This is a genomic window from Stenotrophomonas sp. INTA L402-1 (assembly GCF_059295135.1).
Map to the genome: position 1 here is coordinate 48,183 of NZ_JCAFWP010000026.1, position 19,291 is coordinate 67,473.

At 67.2% G+C, this 19,291-nt stretch carries 18 protein-coding genes; 13 read left to right on the forward strand and 5 right to left on the reverse strand.

Annotated elements, in window-relative coordinates; genetic code table 11:
• Window positions 1-39 precede the first annotated feature (39 nt).
• The 4 genes from AC5O77_RS14945 (at window position 40) to AC5O77_RS14960 (ending at window position 5,323) form a co-directional block, all read left to right on the forward strand.
• Window positions 40-1,368 (forward strand): CitMHS family transporter, encoded by a 1,329-nt coding sequence (locus tag AC5O77_RS14945; protein ID WP_197616774.1) that lies wholly within the window; start codon window positions 40-42, stop codon window positions 1,366-1,368.
• A gap of 24 nt (window positions 1,369-1,392) precedes the next feature.
• A complete protein-coding gene (gene phbB / locus AC5O77_RS14950; RefSeq protein ID WP_005419193.1) occupies window positions 1,393-2,133 on the forward strand; it encodes an acetoacetyl-CoA reductase in 741 nt (246 codons plus the stop codon).
• 207 nt (window positions 2,134-2,340) lie between these two features.
• Window positions 2,341-2,865: a hypothetical protein gene (locus AC5O77_RS14955; RefSeq protein WP_182266675.1), complete on the forward strand. Its 525-nt coding sequence runs from the start codon at window positions 2,341-2,343 to the stop codon at window positions 2,863-2,865.
• Window positions 2,866-3,025: 160 nt separating this feature from the next.
• On the forward strand, window positions 3,026-5,323 hold the full coding sequence (locus tag AC5O77_RS14960) for a TonB-dependent receptor (protein WP_494506936.1): 2,298 nt from the start codon (window positions 3,026-3,028) through the stop codon (window positions 5,321-5,323).
• A gap of 423 nt (window positions 5,324-5,746) precedes the next feature.
• On the opposite strand, the gene AC5O77_RS14965 is transcribed toward AC5O77_RS14960, so the two are convergent.
• Complete coding sequence (locus AC5O77_RS14965) at window positions 5,747-7,000, reverse strand: flavohemoglobin expression-modulating QEGLA motif protein (protein WP_329894164.1); 1,254 nt, start codon at window positions 6,998-7,000, stop codon at window positions 5,747-5,749.
• 228 nt (window positions 7,001-7,228) lie between these two features.
• The gene (gene rsgA / locus AC5O77_RS14970) at window positions 7,229-8,338 is read right to left on the reverse strand and encodes a ribosome small subunit-dependent GTPase A (RefSeq protein WP_032129866.1); all 1,110 of its coding nucleotides are present in this window, start codon (window positions 8,336-8,338) and stop codon (window positions 7,229-7,231) included.
• 114 nt (window positions 8,339-8,452) lie between these two features.
• Here rsgA and AC5O77_RS14975 point away from each other — a divergent pair, with 114 nt between their 5' ends.
• From AC5O77_RS14975 to AC5O77_RS14985, 3 genes are read left to right on the forward strand one after another with little or no spacing between them, the layout of a single operon-like run.
• Window positions 8,453-9,727: a pyridoxal phosphate-dependent aminotransferase gene (locus AC5O77_RS14975; RefSeq protein WP_005414441.1), complete on the forward strand. Its 1,275-nt coding sequence runs from the start codon at window positions 8,453-8,455 to the stop codon at window positions 9,725-9,727.
• Window positions 9,728-9,730: 3 nt separating this feature from the next.
• The gene (locus AC5O77_RS14980; protein ID WP_494506937.1) at window positions 9,731-10,348 is read left to right on the forward strand and encodes an SGNH/GDSL hydrolase family protein; all 618 of its coding nucleotides are present in this window, start codon (window positions 9,731-9,733) and stop codon (window positions 10,346-10,348) included.
• A gap of 4 nt (window positions 10,349-10,352) precedes the next feature.
• The gene (locus AC5O77_RS14985; protein WP_478057788.1) at window positions 10,353-11,069 is read left to right on the forward strand and encodes a class I SAM-dependent methyltransferase; all 717 of its coding nucleotides are present in this window, start codon (window positions 10,353-10,355) and stop codon (window positions 11,067-11,069) included.
• Window positions 11,070-11,137: 68 nt separating this feature from the next.
• On the opposite strand, the gene AC5O77_RS14990 is transcribed toward AC5O77_RS14985, so the two are convergent.
• Window positions 11,138-11,917 (reverse strand): polysaccharide deacetylase family protein, encoded by a 780-nt coding sequence (locus AC5O77_RS14990; RefSeq protein ID WP_132810766.1) that lies wholly within the window; start codon window positions 11,915-11,917, stop codon window positions 11,138-11,140.
• A gap of 59 nt (window positions 11,918-11,976) precedes the next feature.
• Here AC5O77_RS14990 and grxD point away from each other — a divergent pair, with 59 nt between their 5' ends.
• Entirely contained in the window at window positions 11,977-12,903 is a 927-nt protein-coding gene (gene grxD / locus AC5O77_RS14995; protein WP_049421809.1) for a Grx4 family monothiol glutaredoxin, read from the forward strand.
• 77 nt (window positions 12,904-12,980) lie between these two features.
• On the opposite strand, the gene AC5O77_RS15000 is transcribed toward grxD, so the two are convergent.
• Together AC5O77_RS15000 and AC5O77_RS15005 are read right to left on the reverse strand one after the other, a co-directional pair.
• Window positions 12,981-13,520, reverse strand: a complete 540-nt coding sequence (locus AC5O77_RS15000; RefSeq protein WP_006384394.1) for a DUF924 family protein — start codon at window positions 13,518-13,520, stop codon at window positions 12,981-12,983.
• Between the two features lie 43 nt (window positions 13,521-13,563).
• Window positions 13,564-14,340, reverse strand: coding sequence for an AMP nucleosidase (locus AC5O77_RS15005; RefSeq protein ID WP_005414446.1), 777 nt, complete (start codon window positions 14,338-14,340; stop codon window positions 13,564-13,566).
• A gap of 151 nt (window positions 14,341-14,491) precedes the next feature.
• Here AC5O77_RS15005 and AC5O77_RS15010 point away from each other — a divergent pair, with 151 nt between their 5' ends.
• From AC5O77_RS15010 to AC5O77_RS15030, 5 genes are all read left to right on the forward strand, one after another.
• On the forward strand, window positions 14,492-15,901 hold the full coding sequence (locus tag AC5O77_RS15010; protein ID WP_049462465.1) for an amidohydrolase: 1,410 nt from the start codon (window positions 14,492-14,494) through the stop codon (window positions 15,899-15,901).
• Complete coding sequence (locus AC5O77_RS15015; RefSeq protein WP_494506938.1) at window positions 15,901-17,163, forward strand: amidohydrolase family protein; 1,263 nt, start codon at window positions 15,901-15,903, stop codon at window positions 17,161-17,163. The genes AC5O77_RS15010 and AC5O77_RS15015 overlap by 1 nt, the downstream gene beginning before the upstream one ends.
• Window positions 17,164-17,183: 20 nt before the next feature.
• Window positions 17,184-17,816, forward strand: a complete 633-nt coding sequence (locus tag AC5O77_RS15020; protein WP_049421816.1) for a 2-hydroxychromene-2-carboxylate isomerase — start codon at window positions 17,184-17,186, stop codon at window positions 17,814-17,816.
• Between the two features lie 95 nt (window positions 17,817-17,911).
• Window positions 17,912-18,853 carry a DegV family protein gene (locus AC5O77_RS15025; RefSeq protein WP_032129875.1) on the forward strand — a complete coding sequence of 314 codons (942 nt, stop codon included), beginning with the start codon at window positions 17,912-17,914 and terminating at the stop codon, window positions 18,851-18,853.
• 77 nt (window positions 18,854-18,930) lie between these two features.
• A complete protein-coding gene (locus tag AC5O77_RS15030; protein ID WP_040007100.1) occupies window positions 18,931-19,269 on the forward strand; it encodes a hypothetical protein in 339 nt (112 codons plus the stop codon).
• Window positions 19,270-19,291 lie beyond the last annotated feature (22 nt).

Here is a 19,291-nt window from a genome sequence, read left to right on the forward strand (position 1 = left end):
ACTCCCCCACGTCCTGTTTTCGCAAGGAGTCCGCAGATGATGCTGAGCATCCTCGGCTTTGGCATGGTCATTACGTTCATGTACTTGATCATGAGCAAACGCCTGTCGCCGCTCGTCGCCCTGATCACCATCCCCATCCTGTTCGCGCTGATCGGCGGCTTCGGCGCCAACATCGACGAGATGATGCTGGAGGGCATCAAGAAGATCGCGCCGACCGGTGTGATGCTGATGTTCGCCATCCTCTACTTCGGGGTGATGATCGACGCCGGCCTGTTCGATCCACTGGTGCGGGTGATCCTGCGCTTCGTGAAGGGCGATCCGATGAAGATCGTGCTCGGCACCGCGGTGCTGGCGATGCTGATCTCGCTGGACGGTGATGGCTCGACCACCTACATGATCACCGTCTCGGCGATGCTGCCGTTGTACCAGCGGCTGGGCATGAACGCGCTGAACATGACCTGCGTGACCATCCTCGCCGGCGGCGTGATGAACCTGACCCCGTGGGGCGGCCCGACCGCCCGCGCGGCCACCGCGCTGCACGTGGACCCGGCCGATGTGTTCGTGCCGCTGATCCCGTCGATGGTGATCGCCTGTGCTGGCGTGCTGCTGCTGGCCTGGTACCTGGGCCTGAAGGAACGCCGTCGCCTCGGCGTGGTGACCCTGCCCAAGGGCGGCAGCTGGATGGACAACAGCGTGTCCGACGACAGCAACCCGCTGCCGACCGTGGAAGACGCCGAGGACATCAAGCGTCCGAAGCTGCTGTGGGTCAACCTGGCCCTGACCGTGGCGCTGATGACCGCGCTGATCATCGGCGTGCTGCCGATGCCGGTGCTGTTCATGGTCGGCTTCGCCATCGCCCTGGTGATCAACTACCCGAACCTGGCCGAGCAGCGCCGCCGCGTGGTCAACCACGCCGGCAACGTGCTGTCGGTGGTGTCGCTGATCTTCGCCGCAGGCATCTTCACCGGCATCCTCAACAACACCGGCATGGTCGAAGCGATGTCGCACAGCTTCCTGGCGGTGATCCCGGAATCGTGGGGCCCGTACCTGGCGGTGATCACCGCAGTAGCGTCGATGCCGTTCACCTTCTTCATGTCCAACGACGCGTTCTACTTCGGCGTGCTGCCGATCCTGTCCGAGGCCGCCGGCAACTACGGCATCACCCCGGTGGAAATGGCGCGTGCCTCGCTGGCCGGGCAGCCGGTGCACCTACTCAGCCCGCTGGTGCCTTCCACCTACCTGCTGGTGGGCCTGGCCAAGGTCGAGTTCGCCGACCACCAGAAGTTCACCCTGAAGTGGGCCATCGCCATCTCGATGCTGCTGATGATCGGCAGCCTGTTGTTCGGCCTGTACCCGCTCGCTGCCTGACCTCTTACCAAGGAGCCTTCTGCAATGACGCTTCGAATCGCTTACGTCACCAGCGGCATGGGCAGTGTCGGTACTGCCATCTGCCAGAGCCTGGCCCGCAGCGGCCACACCGTGGTCGCCGGTTGCGCGCCGAACTCGCCGCGCAAGGCCAACTGGCTGCGCGAGCAGCGCGAACAGGGCTTCGACTTCATCGCCTCCGAAGGCAACGCGACCGACTGGGCCTCGACCAGCGCGGCGTTTGCCAAGGTCCGCGCCGAAGTCGGTGAAGTGGACGTGCTGGTCAACAACTCCGGTGGCAGTCGCGACCTGCTGTTCCGGCAGATGACGGTGGAGGACTGGAACGCGGTGATCGCCTCCAACCTCAATGCGCTGTTCAACCTCACCAAGCAGGTGGTCGACGGTATGGCCACGCGGGGCTGGGGCCGCATCATCAACATCGGTTCGGTCAGCGCCCACAAGGGCCAGATCGGCCAGGTGAACTACGCCACCGCCAAGGCCGCGATGCATGGTTTCAGCCGTGCGCTGGCCGCGGAAGTGGCCTCGCGCGGGGTGACCGTCAACACGTTGTCGCCGGGTTATATCGCCAGCCAGGCGATCAGCAGCTTCCCGCCGGATGTGCTGGACCGGCTGGCCGCCTCGGTGCCCGTGCGCCGCCTCGGTCGCCCGGAGGAAGTAGCCGGCCTGTGCGCGTGGCTGGCCTCGGATGAAGCCTCGTACGTGACCGGCGCCGACTATCCGGTCAACGGTGGCCTGTACATGGGTTGAGCCCGTCTCCACGCAGCGCGTGGACCGCCTCCCCCACGGAGTGCGCGGGGCCGGTGAACCTTCGTTCGCGAGGGGGATCCGGCCCCTTTTTGTTTCTGCATTTCTGAGACGCACTTCCCGATGCATCGGCAGAACCGGTGCTATACCTGCCAGCGCTTGCCGCGCCCAATGGACGAACGGCCGGAATCGCGGATCAAGGAGGTTGGCATGCGTGCAATGCTGATTGCGCTTCTTGCGGTCGCCACCACGCCACTGGCGGCAACCCCACCCGCTGCCACTGCAGAAGAGGCGGACGCAACCTGGCGGCTCGTGGAGCGCTGGTCCTTGCAGCTGGCACGCTCTGACCTTGTCGCGCAGCTGTCACCACTGGCTCCGGCCGGCTCGCGTTCGGAAGCAGGAAGGGGCCGGGGCGACAGCGCCACCATCGATCTGGCGCCATTCGTGGTCGCTGGGAGGATCAGGGCGCCTTCTGGCCAGATCTACAGCGATGCGTCGGGGCGAATCATCAAAGGCATTACGCTGTCGCTGGGCGGCGCCTGCATCTCGCGAAAGCAGATGGGTCGTCGCTACCCCGACTTCAACGTCCTTTCCGTCCCGTCAGGGCATAGTCTGGACGAGTCGACGGTGTTCGGCACGGTACTGAACGGCATCCAGATCGGGTTCTCATTCTCCGAACATGATCGTGACTGCATGGACCAGCTCAAATTCAGGTGGCCCGGTGAGCGCTTCTGATTCTCTCCGGCATACCACCATGACGAACAGGTTGCAGGACGCACACCACTGCCCTGCATCGTTCGTTGGTTTTCCGTAAAGAAGGTTTCATGTTCCGTTCGCATAGTGGCCATGCACCGCGCACGCGTGCCGGTGACCACCCCCAATGCAACGGACCACCATGCAGACCCGACACCTGACGATCGCCGTGGCGATCGCGCTTTCCGCCGCCGCCAGCGCCCATGCTGCCACCGCCGCCGATACCGGCGCCAGCACCGATGCCGCGCTGAGCGCGCAGACGCTGGATACCGTCTCCGTGATCGGCCAGGGCGAGACCCGCCAGGTGCAGCGCATCACCGCCGTCGACAAGCAGGTGCTGCCGCCGGGCACCAGCGGCCAGAAGATCCTCGATCGCCTGCCGGGCGTGTCGGTGCAGTCCAACGACGCCTTCGGTGCCAACGAGGAATCGCAGACCATCAGCCTGCGTGGCTTCGACAAGAGCCGCCTGGGCTACACGCTGGACGGCATCCCGCTGGGCGACAACAGCTACGGCAACTACAACGGCCTGAGCATCGCCCGCGCGATCATCGCCGAGAACCTGGCCGGCGCCGAGCTGTCGCAGGGCATCGGTTCGCTGGGCGTGGCCTCGACCAGCAACCTGGGCGGCACCATCCAGTACTTCTCGATGGACCCGTCCACCGAATTCGGCGGTCGCGCCAGCGTCACCGTTGGCGACAACAGCCAGCGCCGTGGCTACCTGCGCGTGGATACCGGCGACATCAACGGCTTCTCGGCCTATGTGTCCGGCGTGCACCAGGACCAGGACATGTGGGCTGCGCCGTACCAGAACCAGACCACCCGCCAGTTCAACGCCAAGGCGGTGTGGAACGTGGGCGACCATCGTTTCGGTGCGTTCGTGGCCACCTCGCGCGCCAGCCAGGCCAACTACGCCTACCTGTCCAAGGACATGCTGGCCCGTGGCCTGGGCTATGACTGGAACATCTACGCGCCGGACTGGGATCGAGCCGTGGCTGCTGCGTACTGCGCGCCGGGAACTCTGGACCGCAGCAAGTGCAAGTTCAGCGGTGGCGTCACCAGCATCGACGATGCGTACTACCAGAGCCGTGCACTGCGTGACGACAACCTGTACTCGGTGGATGCCGACCTGCGCCTGGGTGAGCAGGGTCGCTTGAAGCTGCTGGCCTACCACCACGACAACCGTGGCCAGGGCCACTGGTGGGCACCGGGCCAGCCGTCCTACCCGGGCACCGACAAGATGCTGCCGATCTCGATCCGCAGCACCAACTACACGATCAACCGCGATGGCCTGACCGCCGCACTGTCGTGGACGGTGGGCATCCACGAGCTGGAAGCCGGCCTGTGGTACGAGCAGAACGACCATAACGTGTCGCGCAACTTCTACTACATCAGCGGCCCGTTCCTGGACGACCTGTACCTGAAGAACCCGGACCGCCTGCTGTTCAACCAGGACTTCGACATCCGCACGCGCCAGTTCTACGTTCAGGACCGCATGCGCTTCCTGGACCAGCGCCTGACCGTGGACGTGGGCATCAAGAGCCCCAACACCCGCATGCGCGCCACCGCCAACCCCGGCGTGGAAACCAGCATCGCCTCGGGCACGCTGACCGCCAAGGAATCGGTGCTGCCGCAGGTGGGCGTAGGCTTCAAGCTCAACGCCAACAACGAGCTGTTCGCCTCCTACGCCGAGAACATCGCCGCCTTCGTCGGTGGTGGCAGCGGCGGCCCGCTGCAGGTGTCACCGGAATCGTTCGCGGCCAGTGCCGGGCTGGAGCCGGAGAAGTCCAAGAGCCTGGAAGCCGGCTTCCGAACCTTCGGTGAGAAGTACCAGGCGTCGATCGCGGGCTACAACGTGAAGTTCGACAACCGCCTGCTGTCGCTGAACCCGTGCTCGAGCATCGAAGTCGGCACGCGTCCGGAGTGCGTGACGCGCTTCATCAACGTCGGTTCGGTGAAGAGCTACGGCGCGGAACTGACCTTCATCCTCAAGCCGATCGACGGCCTGCAGTGGTACAACGCGCTGTCCTGGAACAAGACCACCTACGAGGACGACTACCTGTCCGGCGGCGCGGTGGTGCCGGTGGCCGGCAAGATCACCGTGGATACGCCGCAGCGCATGGCCTCCAGTGAAATCAGCTGGAACCGCGATGGCTTCTTCGCCAGCCTGCGTGCCAAGTACACCGGCAAGCGCTACTACACTTACACCAACGACCAGTCGGTGCCGGGCGTGACTACCTTCGACGCCGGTGCGGGCTACGATTTCGGCCCGGGCCTGGGCCTGCGCAATGTGCGGGTGTCGTTGAACGCGACCAATCTGACCAACAAGCGCTATGCGGGCCAGCTGAGTTCGTTCGCACCGACCGATCCGGAGGGCAAGCGCTATGCGATCCACGCGAGCGCGCCGCGGCAGTTGTTCATGACGGTGGCGGCGGAGTTCTAAGTCGAAAGCGGGCGCTGCGGCGCATCAGTACCGCAGCGGGGCGAGGTGGGACGGGCCGAGGCAGGACACGCCGCAAGTACGTCCCTGTAGGCTCGGTCGGCGCATCCATGCGCCTCACGGTCCTGCCTCGGCCCGTCCCACCGCGCTCGACAATTTCCTGCGCCGGCGCGGAGGCAATGAAAAGCAAAAGCAAAGAGCCGGGCATTGCCCGGCTCTTTGCTTTTCAAACGCAATCCCTCTGGTGGGCCTGCTGCCGCGCCCGCAGGAAACTGTCTGGAGGAGGCGGGGCACCCTGGCCAGGACCGTTGGCGCCATGGATGGCGCCATCGAGCACCATGGATGGGCTTTTGCGTGTCCTGGCCAGGGTGCCCCGCCTCCTCCCCACCGATAGCAGGCAGGCGCTGGAGGGGCCGCCAACGCATTTCATTCCGGCGCCAGCTGGTCCATCCGTATCCGGTTGGCGAACAGCGAGAACGCCAGCATCCCGGCCAGGCCGTTCGCCCGGCTCATCCAGTGCGGCAGCCAGCGCGGCGGCTTCAGCACCCCCGCATCGAACAACGGCGCGAACGCGATCGCATCGGTCAGGCTCATCTTGCCCGCGAACAACCAACGGCAGACCTGCAGGCGGTCTTCGGCCAGCATGTGGCGGAAGAACGTGTGCACCGACACCAGGCCGCGCAGGTACACCGTATCCTTGGTGAAGGCCAGGCCGCCACTGGGCGGCACGCCGCGGAACACGCGCTGCGCCGAAGCGAAACTCTCTTCAGCGTTCTGCCCGGCATCGCAGAAGTAGCGGAACACTTCGATGAAATCAGCACCTTCGCGGGCCATCGCAATCGCTTCGGTACGCAGGCTGATGCGCTTGAGGCGCTCGATGTCGATGCTGCCGGTGATCTGCTCGGCGAAGGTGGCCAGCCCTTCCTGGGTTGCCGTCACCCGCGGCGAGGACAGTGCCAGGCTCGGCAGCACCGGCTGCTCGCGGCCGTTCAGGGCGGTCAGCGAATGCACCAGCGCTTCATGGTGGAACAGCTGCGCGCGGTCGTAGGCGCTGAAGCGTGCACTGGTGCGCAGGCGGATGCGGGTCGGGCCGGCGGCGGCCTTGGACACCAGCTCTGGGTCGAGCTGCACCTGGATGATGCGCGATTCGAAGAACGCGTCCAGATCGTTCTGCAGCTGCAGTTGCAGCGCGATGGCCGAGACCGGCACCTGTTCTTCCGGCGCCAGCAGTTCGTGGTCCAGTTCGGCGGCGATCTGGATGAAGTGGCGTGCAGCCTCACGCGTACTCGGGCCATTGCCCGGCAACGGCTGCTCGGGGGCGCCGAACAGCTGCACCGAACAGGTATCGACTGCAGCAGTGCCCAGCCCTTCCAGCAGCTGTGCGGCCAGGTCCCAGCTCTGCGCCGACTGCCGCACGTAGTGGCCCAGCGGGTGGCTGTCGTCGCAGTCGGCGGCGATCGCGGCCAGCGCGCGACGTTCTTCGCTGAAGTCCAGCTTCGGGTAGTCCACCTTCGGCAGTACCGGCTGGCCACGCGCCACGCTTTCCAGGAACGGTGCCTGCACCGTGGCTGGCCAGCTGGTCAGGCCCAGCAGGCGGATGCCTCCCACGGCCTCGACCAGGCGCGCATCGAGCGCTGCATGGTGGGCCACGTCACGGTCCAGCGTCGCAGTCGGTTCCATGCGCGGACTATAGCGCCCTGCCCGCACGTTGGTAGGTGCAATGGATCGGGTAGCTGCCAACCTTGGTTGGCATCCGCCGAAGGCGGACTTCGGATACATCCGTGCCAACCAAGGTTGGCACCTACCAGGAGCGGGCAGTTGGCATCCACCCGAAGCAGGCAGAGGCGGGTTTCATTGCAGGGGTCAGAGCCCATTGCGGTTCAATGGGATCCGACCCCGCGATACCGATCAACGCCTGCGCGGCTTGCCGGCCGGGCGGAACTGCTGGCCCTTGCCCTTCTTGCCACCGCGTTCCTGCGCGGTCTCAGCCTGGCGTACTGCCAGCTTGGCGGCAGCGGCGGCCACTTCTTCCTTCAGCTTGAAGTAGTTCAGCAGCCGGCTCTCTTCAATCTCGCCAGCCTCGATCGCTGCACGCACGGCACAGCCCGGCTCCTGCTGGTGCTTGCAGTCGTTGAAACGGCACTGTGCGGCCAGCGCTTCGATGTCGGCGAAGCCACCTTCGGACAGCGTTTCTTCGCCGGTCGGCTTCAGCTCGCGCATGCCCGGGGTGTCGATCAGGCAGGCGCCGGTCGGCAGCGGCATCAGCGCGCGGTGCGTGGTGGTGTGGCGTCCGCGCGAATCGTTGGCGCGCACCGCGTTGGTCTTCATCCGCTGCTCGCCCAGCAGGGTGTTGGTCAGCGTGGACTTGCCGGCACCGGAGGAACCGACCAGCACCACCGTGCGGCCCGGGCCCAGCCACGGCTGCAGCACCGCCACGCTGTCGGCATCCAGGCCGTTGATCGCATGCAGCGCGATGCCCTGCATCTCCAGCTCTTCCAGCACCGCCAGCGCATCCTCGCTGTACTCGGTCTGGTCGGCCTTGGTCAGCACCACCACCGGTTCTGCACCGCCACCACCGACCAGCAGCAGGTAGCGTTCGATGCGGCGCGGATTGAAGTCGGCATCCAGGCCACAGACGATGAACACCGTATCGATGTTGGCGGCGATCACCTGCTGGTGGTAATGCTCGCCGGCCGCACCGCGCTTGATCGCGGTACGCCGCGGCAGCAGGGCGACGATGCGGATGCCATCGAGCAGCACCCAGTCACCCACCGCTGGCCGTTCATGGCTGGGGAAGCGCGGGCGCTGCCATTCCGGGAGGGACTCGGCCTTGATCGACGCATCCGGGCCATCGGCCACCACGTAGTGGGTGCGGTGCTGTTCGATCACCCGTGCCGGGCGGGCCTGCGGATGTGCGGCCATCGCGGCCTGCCAGTCGGCCTGCTGCGCCGGGCCCGGCCAGGGCCAGCCAATGGTCTGCAGGGCGATGAAATCGGGGGTCTGGGTCATCGCCGCCATTCTACCTGTGCCGGCGCCCTGCCAGCCCAGCAATGACGGGCCCGGAGCCCTTGCCATGCATTGCAGCAATTCCGGTAGGATGGAAGCCCCATGCCTTTTGACGGCCCAGCTCCCATGTCCACCAACTCGCCCAAGCCCCTGGCCATCCGCGAGCGCCTTTCCGAAGTGCGCTACGAAATCCGCGGAGAACTGGCGCGGCGAGCCCGGGAGCTGGAGGCGCAGGGCCGCAAGCTGATCAAGCTCAACATCGGCAATCCCGGCGCCTTCGGTTTCCGCGCGCCGGAGCACCTTCAGCGTGCGATCGCCGACGACATGGGCCGCACCGACCCCTACACGCACCAGCAGGGCCTGCCGGTCGCGCGTGAAGCCATCGCCAGCTACTACGCCCGCCGTGGCGCGCCCGATGCGCACCCGGACCGCGTCTTCCTCGGCAATGGCGTCAGCGAACTGATCGACCTGTCGCTGCGTGCGCTGCTCAATCCCGGCGACGAAGTGCTGGTGCCCTCGCCCGACTACCCGCTGTGGTCGGCCTCGACCATCCTCAACGATGGCCGCCCGGTGTACTACCGCTGCGCACCGGAGAACGGCTTCCAGCCGGACCCGAGCGAGATCGAGACGCTGGTGTCCTCGCGCACCCGCGCCATCGTGCTGATCAACCCGAACAACCCCAGCGGCGCCAGCTACCCACGCGAACTGCTGGAGCGCGTGGTGGAGATCGCGCGCCGCCACAACCTGCTGTTGCTGGTTGATGAGATCTACGACCAGATCCTGTACGACGACGCGGTGTTCCAGCCGGTCGCACCGCTGGCCGGTGATCATCCGTGCCTGACCTTCAGCGGCCTGAGCAAGGTGCACCGCGCCTGCGGCTGGCGCGTGGGCTGGGCCCACCTCAGCGGCGATGATGCCCGCCTGGGTGACTTCCGCGCGGCGCTGGACCTGCTCGGTGCGCTGCGCCTGTGCGCCAACGTGCCGGGCCAGTACGCCATCGAGGCCGCGGTGAACGGCCCGGACACCATTTCCGAGCTGTGCACGCCGGGCGGCCGCCTGTATGAAACCCGCCGCGCGGTAATCGAGGCCTGCGAAGCCAGCGAGCACCTGTCGCTGGTCGCGCCGGCCGGTGCGCTGTACGCGTTCCCGGCCGTGGTCGGCGCTGCGGCGAAGGGCTTCGACGACCACAACTTCGCGCTGGACCTGATGAACAACGAGGGCGTGCTGGTGGTGCCGGGCTCGAGCTTCAACGTGCCCTACCGCCACCATTTCCGCGTGACCCTGATGCCAGAGGCCTCGGTGATGCGCGATGTGTTCGCGCGCATCGACCGCGTGCTGGCACGGCGTGCCGAGGACGCGACCAAGGTCGTGCCGCTGAAGCCGCGCCGTTCGGTGGCCTGACCTGTGACCCTGTCCTACCTGGCGCTGGGCGATTCGTACACCATCGGTGAAGCGGTTGCAGTCGAAGGCCGCTGGCCGCACCAGCTGGCTGCCGCGCTGCGTGCACAGGGCACTGAGCTGTCCGATCCGCAGACCATTGCGACCACCGGCTGGACCACCGACGAACTCGATGCGGGCATCGATGCGGCCGCGCCGCAGGGGCCGTTCGATTTCGTCAGCCTGCTGATCGGCGTCAACAACCAGTACCGCGGGCGTCCGCTGGACGAATACCGCAGCCAGTTCCAGGCGCTGCTGCAGCGGGCGATCGGCTTCGCTGGCGGTGACGCCGGCCGCGTGCTGGTGCTGTCCTTCCCCGATTGGGGTGCGACCCCGTTCGGCGCCGGCAGTGGCCGCGACCTGGCCGCGATCGAGATCGAGACCGACGAGTTCAACGCGGCTGCCGAGGTGATCAGCACCCAGCAGGGCGTGGCCTTCGTCGACATCACCGATATCAGCCGTGACCACGGTGACGACCCGACGATGATTGCCGAGGACGGCCTGCATCCTTCAGCGCGGATGTATGCGCTGTGGAGCGCGCGCGCTCTGCCGGTGGCCGCGCATCTGCTTGGCGGCACGGACTGAGGCGATGGACGGCACGCCACGGAACGGCCCGCCCCTGCCCTGCACGCCCCTGACGGCCCCGCAGGCCCGCTTGATCGCAGAAGCATTCCGGCCAGCGCAGGCTTGGGGCAGCCGCCGCGACTACTACTACACCCGCGGCAAGCTCGGCAGCGATCCGCTGTACGACGGCGTGCTGCAGCATCTGCCTGACGATGGGCAGCCGGTGCTGGACCTGGGCTGCGGGCTGGGCCTGTTCGCCCATGTGCTGCGCCAGCGCGGCGGTACCCAGCATTACCTGGGCGTGGACGTGGATGCCGGCAAGATCACCCGCGCGCAACGTGCTGCCGCCGACCTGCAGGACGTGCGCTTCGACTGCGTGGATGTGCAGGCGCCGCTGCCGGCGCACGCCGGGCACGTCCTGCTGCTGGACGTGCTTCAGTATCTGGACGCGGGCCCACAGCAGGCCCTGCTGCGCGCGGCCAGCGCGCAGGTGGCCCATGGCGGCTGCCTGTTGCTGCGTACACCGCTGGCCACCGGCGATGGCCGCGACCGCACCACGCGGGTGGCCGACCGGCTGGCCTGGCTGATCGGCTGGATGGGCACACGACCGCGCCACTATCCCGATCCGCAGGTGTTGCAGGCGACATTGATCGAGGCCGGATTGCAGGTGACGTCGCCCCGGCCGCTGCACGGGCGTACCCCGTTCAACAGCTGGCTGCTGGTGGCGCACCGCATCCGGTAGCGCCGGGCCATGCCCGGCGGATTCCATCCATGCCGCTGCGCTCGCCGGGCGTGGCCCGGCGCTACCGGTTATCCGGCCGGCAGCTGCGCCTTCAGCCCGCGCTCGTGCAGCGCCTGCAGCACGCGCTCGATGATCACCAGGTTGTGCCCATGGGCGGCACCTTCGTGCAGCAGCACGATCGCGCCCGGGCGCAGATCCGGCAGCAACCGTGCCAGCACGCCGTCCGGCGTGCAGCCGACGCCGTCGTAGCCGCGCGCGCTCCAGCCTACCCGGACCAGCCCCAACCGCTGCAGCACCGGCGCCACGAACGGATTGGTCATGCCCACCACCGAGCGGTACCAGCGCACCGGCTGGCCGCTTACCGCCTGCAGGGCATGCTGGCAGCCCTCGATCTCGGCGCGCATCGCCGCCGGGCCCAGCCGCCAGAAGCGTGCCTGCGGATGGCTGTGGCTGTGATTGCCCAGGTCGTGGCCACGGCGCAGAATCTCGGCGACCAGTTCCGGCTGTGCCAGCGCACGTTCCCCCACCAGGAAGAAGGTGGCGCGTGCCTGGTGGCGGTCCAGCAGGTCGAGCACGGCGCGGGTTTCCGGACCGGGGCCGTCATCGATGGTCAGCCATACCGTGTTGCCGGCCTCCGGCAGTCGGCTCAGCACCGGCGCATAGAAGCGGCTGTTGGGCAGGAACACCGGCACCATGAACAATGCGTGGCTGGCCACCATCAGCGGCAGACCCCACTGCCAGCCGTCCAGGGCCCAGACCAGGATCACGACCAGCTGCGACGCCACCAGCCAGGGCAGCCAGCGCCAGGGGCGGGCCGGGATGCGATGCAATGTTCCTGCGTTGCTCATCCCCCATGATGCCATGAGGGTTAGAATTGATGATTCGAATTCCCGGAAACCCGACGTCCATGTCCCTCGATCCCGCCCTGCGTTCGCGCATCGAATCCATCCTCAACGCCAACCGCGTCGTGCTGTTCATGAAGGGCCAGCCGTCGATGCCGCAGTGCGGTTTCTCGGCCAAGGCCGTGGGCGCCCTGCAGGACCTCGGCGTCGAGTTCGCCCACGTCAACGTGCTGGCCGACCAGGAAATCCGTGAAGGCATCAAGGCCTACGGCGACTGGCCGACCATCCCGCAGCTGTACATCGACGGCGAACTGGTCGGCGGCAGCGACATCGTGCTGCAGATGGCCGCCAGCGGCGAGCTGAGCAGCGTGCTGGGCCTGGCTGCGCCGGACCGTACCCCGCCGAGCATCACCGTCACCCCGGCCGCCGTGGAAATGCTCAAGGGCGCGCTGGCCGATGCTCCGGGCGCTGCCCTGCAGCTGTCCATCGACGCCGGTTTCCAGCCGAACTTCCAGCTGGCCCCGCACGACGAAGGCGCGATTGCCGCCGAGTCCAACGGCCTGCGCGTGCAGTTCGACCTGGCCAGCGCGCGTCGCGCCAACGGCATCACCATCGACTGGGTGGACGACATCCGCGGCAAGGGCCTGGCGATCGACAACCCGAATGCGCCCAAGCCGGTGCAGGAAATCAGCGTGCGCGACGCCGACGACCTGGTGCGCGCCGGCAACATCACCCTGGTGGACGTGCGCCCGGCCGACGAGCGCGCCATCGCAGCCGTCGGCGTACCGTTCAAGAGCTTCGACGGCAACGGCCGCGCCGCGCTGGAAGCCCTGCCGAAGGACACCGCACTGGCCTTCATGTGCCACCACGGCGGCCGCAGCGCGCAGGCCGCCGAGCAGTTCCGCGCCCTGGGCTTCACCAAGGTGTTCAACGTCACCGGCGGCATCAACGCCTGGTCGGAAGACGTCGACAACGGCGTGCCGAAGTACTGATCGGCACTGAAAAAGGGGACGGAGGGGATTAAGTCGTTTGTGCCATAAACGACTTAATCCCCTCCGTCCCCTTTTTCTTAGCCGGCGAACCCGCCTTCGGCCAGGTAATCCAGTTCTTCCGGCGTGGGGATGCGGCCCAGCACGGCGTTGCGATGCGGGAAGCGCCCGAAACGGCGGATGATGTCGCGGTGCAGTTCGGCGTACTGCAGGTATTCCTTGTCACCCAGCACGTCGAACATCGCCACCGAGCGGTCCTGGTCCAGCGGATCCTCGGAGTGCTCGAACGGCAGGTAGATGAAGGCGCGCAGCTTCGGCACCAGCTGCAGGTCCAGGCCCTCCTCGATGGCACGCATGGCGTAATGCCGGGCCAGGCCATCGGTGGCGTAGGAATGGGCAGTGCCCCTGAAGCAGTTGCGCGGGAACTGGTCCAGCAGCAGCATCAGGGCCAGCGCCCCTTCGGCACTGCCCAGCCAATGCTCGCGCCCGCGCGAAGCGGCGGCGAAATGCTCATCCAGAAACAACTGGCGGAACTGCGCGTCGAACGCGTCGTCGCGGGCGAACCACTTCGCAGGGCCCGCCTCCTTCCAGAATTCCACCACTTGCGCGGCAACGTCCATTACCTACTCCCAGGCCCGGACGCCCCGCGCCCGGCCTTCATCATCATTCGTCGAAGCGCAGGTGGCGGACCGACTTGCCGTTGCGCCGGATAAGCTTAAGCGCCTCGATGCCGATCTGGATATGGTTTTCCACGAACTGGGAGCTGACCTTGGCATCGGAGGCCTCGGTCTTGACCCCGTCCGGAATCATCGGCTGGTCCGAAACCAGCAGCAGCGCGCCGCTGGGGATGTGGTTGGCGAAGCCGGCGGCGAACACCGTGGCCGTTTCCATGTCGATGGCCATGCAGCGCATCGCCCGCAGCCGCTCCTTGAAGGCCTCGTCGTGCTCCCAGACCCGGCGGTTGGTGGTGTAGACGGTGCCGGTCCAGTAATCGTGGCCGAGGTCGCGGATCATGGTCGAAACCGCACGCTGCAGCGCGAAGGCCGGCAGCGCCGGTACTTCCGGCGGCAGGTAGTCGCCCGAGGTACCCTCGCCGCGGATCGCCGCGATCGGCAGCACCAGGTCGCCCAGCTGGTTCTTGCGCTTGAGACCACCGCACTTGCCCAGGAACAGCACCGCCTTGGGCATCACCGCCGACAGCAGGTCCATGATGATCGCGGCATTGGGACTGCCCATGCCGAAGTTGATCATGGTGATGCCATCGATGGTGGCACTGGCCATCGGCCGGTCCAGGCCGATGACCGGCGCGCCGGTCAGCTCGGAGAACGTATGCAGGTAGCCGCCGAAGTTGGTCAGCAGAATGTGCTGGCCGAACTGGTCCAGCGGTACGCCAGTATAGCGCGGCAGCCAGTTGTCGACGATTTCCTGCTTGCTCTTCATGGGCAGTCCGGTACGGCGGGGGACCGGGTATTTTCAGCCACCCGGCCGGTGCCGTCGAGCCACCGTCGACAGGCCTGTGAAGAAGGTCACTTGGCAAGCCCGCCGCCTCCGGGCTAGCGTCGGCGGTTGGACCAGCTGCAAGGGGAACTGCATGGCATCGACGTTGTTGCGCGCCGGGGTAGCCCTGGCACTGCTTTCATTGAGCACGGCTCCGGCGGTGGGCGCCTCGCGCTTCGTCGCCGATCCCTACCCCAGCACCTACCAGGCGCATCCCGATGCGCCGGTGCTGATCCAGAACGCCACCGTGCTGACCGGCACCGGCCAGCGCCTGGACAATGCCGACGTGCTGCTGCGCGAGGGCCGCATCGTCGCCGTTGGCCGCCAGCTGCAGGCCGATGCCGGTGTCACCCGCATCGATGCGCAGGGCAAGTGGGTAACCCCAGGCCTGATCGACGTGCACTCGCACCTGGGCGTGTACCCCAGCCCCGGCGTCGGCGCGCACAGCGACGGCAACGAGATGACCGCACCGGTCACCGCCAACGTCTGGGCCGAGCACTCGGTGTGGCCGCAGGACCCGGGCTTCGCCACCGCACTGGCCGGCGGCGTGACCAGCATGCAGGTGCTGCCGGGCTCGGCCAATCTGGTGGGTGGCCGCGGCGTGACCCTCAAGAACGTACCCGCGGTGACCTACCAGGCGATGAAGTTCCCCGGTGCACCCTGGGGCCTGAAAATGGCCTGCGGCGAGAACCCCAAGCGGGTCTATGGCGAAGGCAAGGGCGTGACCCCAGCCACGCGCATGGGCAACGTGGCCGGCTACCGCGCCGCCTTCATCGATGCCGCCGACTACATCGCCAAGAACAAGCCGAAGCCGGCCAAGCGCAAGGGTTGGTTCGGCAGCGACAAGGGCGACAGCGCCGGTGATGCCGGCGGCAAGCGCGATCTCAAGCTGGACACGCTGGCCGGTGCGATCGAAGGCGACATCCGCGTGCACATCCACTGCTACCGCGCCGACGAGATGGCCACCATGCTCGATCTGGCCAAGGAATTCGGCTTCAAGGTAGCCGCCTTCCACCACGGCGTGGAGGCCTACAAGCTGGCCGACCGGCTGGCCGCCGACGGCGTCTGCGGTGCGCTGTGGGCCGACTGGTGGGGCTTCAAGATGGAAGCCTTCGACGGTATCCCGGAGAACATCGCGCTGGTCGACCGGCCGAAGAACAGCTGCGCCATCGTCCACTCCGACTCACCCGAAGGCATCCAGCGCCTGAACCAGGAAGCGGCCAAGGTGATGGCGTCCGCGCGCCGCGCGCGCATGCCGGAGATCACACCCGAACATGCCATCACCTGGATGACCGCCAACGCCGCCAAGGCACTGGGCATTGAAGGCCAGACCGGCACCCTGGAGGCCGGCAAGATGGCCGATGTGGTGGTCTGGAACGGCAATCCCTTCAGCTCGTACGCGCTGGCCGAGCAGGTCTTCATTGATGGCCGCAGGTTGTACGACCGCAGTGCACCGGCAGCGACGCCGCGTTCCGATTTCCAGCTTGGCCAGGAGGTGCGCTGATGGGCGTGTTGAACAAGCGTCGCCGGGCATGGCCCGGCGCTACCTTGGTTGCGCTGTTGTTGATGACAACCGCAGCCTCGGCGCAGGACCTGCTGGTGCGCAACGCGACCGTGCATACGGCCAGCACGCGTGGCAGCCTGCAGAACGCCGATGTGCTGGTGCAGGGCGGCATCATCCGCGCGGTGGGCAACGGCCTGTCGGCGCCGGCCGGCGCCAGCGTGGTCGAGGCCAATGGCCGTCCTCTGACACCGGCACTGTTCGGTGGCATCACCGAGACCGGTATCGAAGAAGTGTCGGGTGAATCGAGCACGGTGGACAGTTCGCTGAAGCTCGGTGAGCAGCCACTGCGGCCGGAATTCGACGTCACCCTCGCCTACAACCCGGCCTCAGTGCTGATTCCGGTCACGCGCCTGGAAGGCATCGGCTTCACCGCGCTGGGCGCGGCCACCGGCGGTGGTTTCGTGGCCGGCCAGGGCGGCGTGATGCGGCTCGATGGCGGCACCGATCCGATCGGCCCGCGTGCCCTGTTCCTGCGCATCGGCGCGGCCGCCTCCGAACTGACCGGGCATTCGCGCGCCGCGCAATGGATGCTGTTGCAGCAGATGATCGACGAAGCACGCGGACAGGTGGCTGCGGACTCGCCGCACGCGCTGCTGACGCCAGCCGGACGCCGCACGCTCAGTCGCTACCTGGCCGGCCAGGGCCGCATCGTGGTGGAGGTGGATCGCGCCTCCGATATCCGCCAGCTGCTGCGCTGGGCCACCCGCGAAAAGGTGAAGATCGCCATCGCCGGTGCCAGCGAAGCCTGGCAGGTCGCGCCGGAGCTGGCCGCCGCACAGGTGCCGGTGTTCGTTGACGTGCTGGCTAACCTGCCGGCCAGCTTCGACCAGATCGGCGCCACCCTGGAAAACGCCGCGCGCCTGCAGCGTGCCGGCGTGCCGGTGTCGTTCGTGCAGCGCGGCGACGCCACCCACAACGCGCGCAAGATGCGCCAGCTGGCCGGCAACGCGGTGGCCAACGGCCTGCCGTGGGCCGATGGCCTGGCCGGCCTGACCCGGGTGCCTGCACAGGCGTTCGGGGTGGCCGACCAGATCGGCAGCATCGAGCCCGGCAAGCGCGCCGACCTGGTGCTGTGGGAGGGCGATCCGCTGGACGTGGCGCACTATGCCGAGCAGGTCTGGCTGGGCGGCCGTGCGATGCCGATGCGCTCGCGCCAGACCGAACTGCGTGACCGCTACCTGCAGCGCAACGCGCAGCCCTGACCGCACACGAGGACACACCGATGGCGACACTGCGCTGGTACTTCGACCTCATCTCGCCCTACTCCTACCTGCACTGGCAGAAGCTGAAGCAGCTGCCGCAGTTCGCGCAGATCCAGACCGTGCCGATTGCCTTCGGTGCGGTGCTGCATCACCTGGGCAACCTCGGGCCGGCCGAGATTCCGGCCAAGCGCCGCTTCATCTACCGCCAGCTGTTGTGGACCGCGCAGGCCGAGGGCACACCGCTGCGATTCCCGCCCGGCCATCCGTTCAACCCGCTGCCCGCCCTGCGCCTGTGCCTGGCCGCGGGTGCCAGCGTGCAGGCGGTGGACGTCCTGTTCGACTGGATCTGGCGCGACGGCAACGCGGCCGACAGCCCTGACGCCCTGCGCGAACCGGCCGCACAGCTGGGTATTGACGATGTCGCCAGCGCCATCGCCGACCCGGCGGTGAAGGAGCAGCTACGCCGTAACACCGAGGCCGCAATTGGCGCCGGGGTGTTCGGTGTGCCGACCCTGGCTATCGATGAGGAGCTGTTCTGGGGCAACGACGCGCACCCGCTGATGGCGGCGGTGCTGGCCGATCCGGGCCTGCTGCGGCAGCCCGAATGGCTGCGCCTGGCCACCCTGCCGGTGGCGGTGCAGCGCAGTCGCTGAACAGGGCGTGGCGCGTTTCCCTCGCGCGCCTGGCTGGGATTTGAGATAGATTTCACGTTTCCGAACCTACAACCGCCCTGGAGGGGGAGCCGCGGATGCGCATCGGAATCGTCGTCGACTCGGCCTGCGACCTGCCGCCGGACTTCATCGCCACCCACAACATCGTGCTGCTGCCGATCACCGTACGCATCGGCGAAGCGGTGCTGGCCGATCATCGCGATGAACAGGCCACACTGAGCTTCCTGCACGCGCACGTGGCCGAACACGGTGCTGAAGCGGAAACCATCCCCTTCAGCGTCAACCAGATCCGCGACCTGTTCCTGCAGCAGCTGGTGATCGATTACGACCACGTGTTCTGCATGACCATCACCAAGACCCGCAGCCCCATCCATGACAACGCGCTGCAGGCCAGCTTCGCCATCCTCAACGACTACAAGCCGGTGCGGCAGGCGGCGGGTTACAACTCGCCGTTCGCGCTGCGCGTGCTCGACACCCAGAACCTGTTCGCCGCGCAGGCGGTGACCGCGGTGGAAGCGGTGCGCCTGCGCGACAGCAACGCCAGCGTGCAGCAGATCCGCGAGCGGCTGGAGGAGCTGGCCAGCAACGTGCACGGCTACATGGTCACCCGTGACCTGTACTACATGCGCGCGCGTGCGCGGCACAAGGGCGACCGCAGTGTCGGCCTGCTCAGCGCCGCACTGGGCAGTGCGCTGGACATCAAGCCGGTGCTGCACGGTTACCGCGGCGAGACCGGGCCGGTGGCCAAAATCAAGGGCTTCGACAACGCCGTGCAGAAGTTGTTCGCGGTGGTCGGCCAGCGGGTTCGTGCCGGGCTGATGACACCGACGGTGTGCGTCAGCTACGGCGGTGAGCTGGAAGAGCTGCGCACCCTGCCCGGCTATGCACAGCTGAAAGAGGTCTGCGCCACCCATGGCGTGACCGTGTACGAATCGGTGATGAGCCTGACCGGCATGGTCAACGTCGGCAAGGGCGCGGTCACCGTGGGCTTCGCCGATGGGCCGCATCGGTTCGAATGAGCGCTGGCCGCGGCCGGAATCTGCACATCGATTCCACCGCGGTTGTGCCAGCCTTGCCGCACTTCAAGGAGAACTCCATGCCTGCGCAGTACCACATCAGCCTGCCCGACCCGTCCAAGGCCCGCGGCAATGACCCCGACCTGTCCTTCCATTCACAGGGCGCCGCCGGTTTCGCCGAAGAGCTGCAGGACGCCCTGCGCAACGGCACGCTGTTCGAGCGCTGGAAGGCCAAGCAGCCTGACCCGGATGCGGTGGAACCGCAGTGGGGCGTGACCGATCCGGATGCCACCGTGACCGGCGAGCAGAAGGACCTGCGCATCAACCTGGTCGCCACCACCCGCATCGACAGTGACGTGTTCAAGCAGCGCCTGCGCCTGCTGGCCGGCCACCATTGGGAACTGCGCGACGTACGTTGAGGCCTGTCTCTTATACACATCT

What these genes read in the sequence shown, in the direction of transcription:
- AC5O77_RS15015 (WP_494506938.1), top strand. Translation starts at nt 15,901, where the DNA reads ATGGGCGTGTTGAACAAGCGTCGCCGGGCATGGCCCGGCGCTACCTTG.
- AC5O77_RS15010 (WP_049462465.1), top strand. Translation starts at nt 14,492, where the DNA reads ATGGCATCGACGTTGTTGCGCGCCGGGGTAGCCCTGGCACTGCTTTCA.
- AC5O77_RS15020 (WP_049421816.1), top strand. Translation starts at nt 17,184, where the DNA reads ATGGCGACACTGCGCTGGTACTTCGACCTCATCTCGCCCTACTCCTAC.
- AC5O77_RS15025 (WP_032129875.1), top strand. Translation starts at nt 17,912, where the DNA reads ATGCGCATCGGAATCGTCGTCGACTCGGCCTGCGACCTGCCGCCGGAC.
- grxD (WP_049421809.1), top strand. Translation starts at nt 11,977, where the DNA reads ATGTCCCTCGATCCCGCCCTGCGTTCGCGCATCGAATCCATCCTCAAC.
- AC5O77_RS14965 (WP_329894164.1), bottom strand. Translation starts at nt 7,000, where the DNA reads ATGGAACCGACTGCGACGCTGGACCGTGACGTGGCCCACCATGCAGCG.
- AC5O77_RS15000 (WP_006384394.1), bottom strand. Translation starts at nt 13,520, where the DNA reads ATGGACGTTGCCGCGCAAGTGGTGGAATTCTGGAAGGAGGCGGGCCCT.
- AC5O77_RS14985 (WP_478057788.1), top strand. Translation starts at nt 10,353, where the DNA reads ATGGACGGCACGCCACGGAACGGCCCGCCCCTGCCCTGCACGCCCCTG.
- AC5O77_RS14990 (WP_132810766.1), bottom strand. Translation starts at nt 11,917, where the DNA reads ATGAGCAACGCAGGAACATTGCATCGCATCCCGGCCCGCCCCTGGCGC.
- AC5O77_RS14960 (WP_494506936.1), top strand. Translation starts at nt 3,026, where the DNA reads ATGCAGACCCGACACCTGACGATCGCCGTGGCGATCGCGCTTTCCGCC.
- AC5O77_RS15005 (WP_005414446.1), bottom strand. Translation starts at nt 14,340, where the DNA reads ATGAAGAGCAAGCAGGAAATCGTCGACAACTGGCTGCCGCGCTATACT.
- AC5O77_RS14975 (WP_005414441.1), top strand. Translation starts at nt 8,453, where the DNA reads ATGTCCACCAACTCGCCCAAGCCCCTGGCCATCCGCGAGCGCCTTTCC.
- rsgA (WP_032129866.1), bottom strand. Translation starts at nt 8,338, where the DNA reads ATGGCGGCGATGACCCAGACCCCCGATTTCATCGCCCTGCAGACCATT.
- phbB (WP_005419193.1), top strand. Translation starts at nt 1,393, where the DNA reads ATGACGCTTCGAATCGCTTACGTCACCAGCGGCATGGGCAGTGTCGGT.
- AC5O77_RS15030 (WP_040007100.1), top strand. Translation starts at nt 18,931, where the DNA reads ATGCCTGCGCAGTACCACATCAGCCTGCCCGACCCGTCCAAGGCCCGC.
- AC5O77_RS14945 (WP_197616774.1), top strand. Translation starts at nt 40, where the DNA reads ATGCTGAGCATCCTCGGCTTTGGCATGGTCATTACGTTCATGTACTTG.
- AC5O77_RS14955 (WP_182266675.1), top strand. Translation starts at nt 2,341, where the DNA reads ATGCGTGCAATGCTGATTGCGCTTCTTGCGGTCGCCACCACGCCACTG.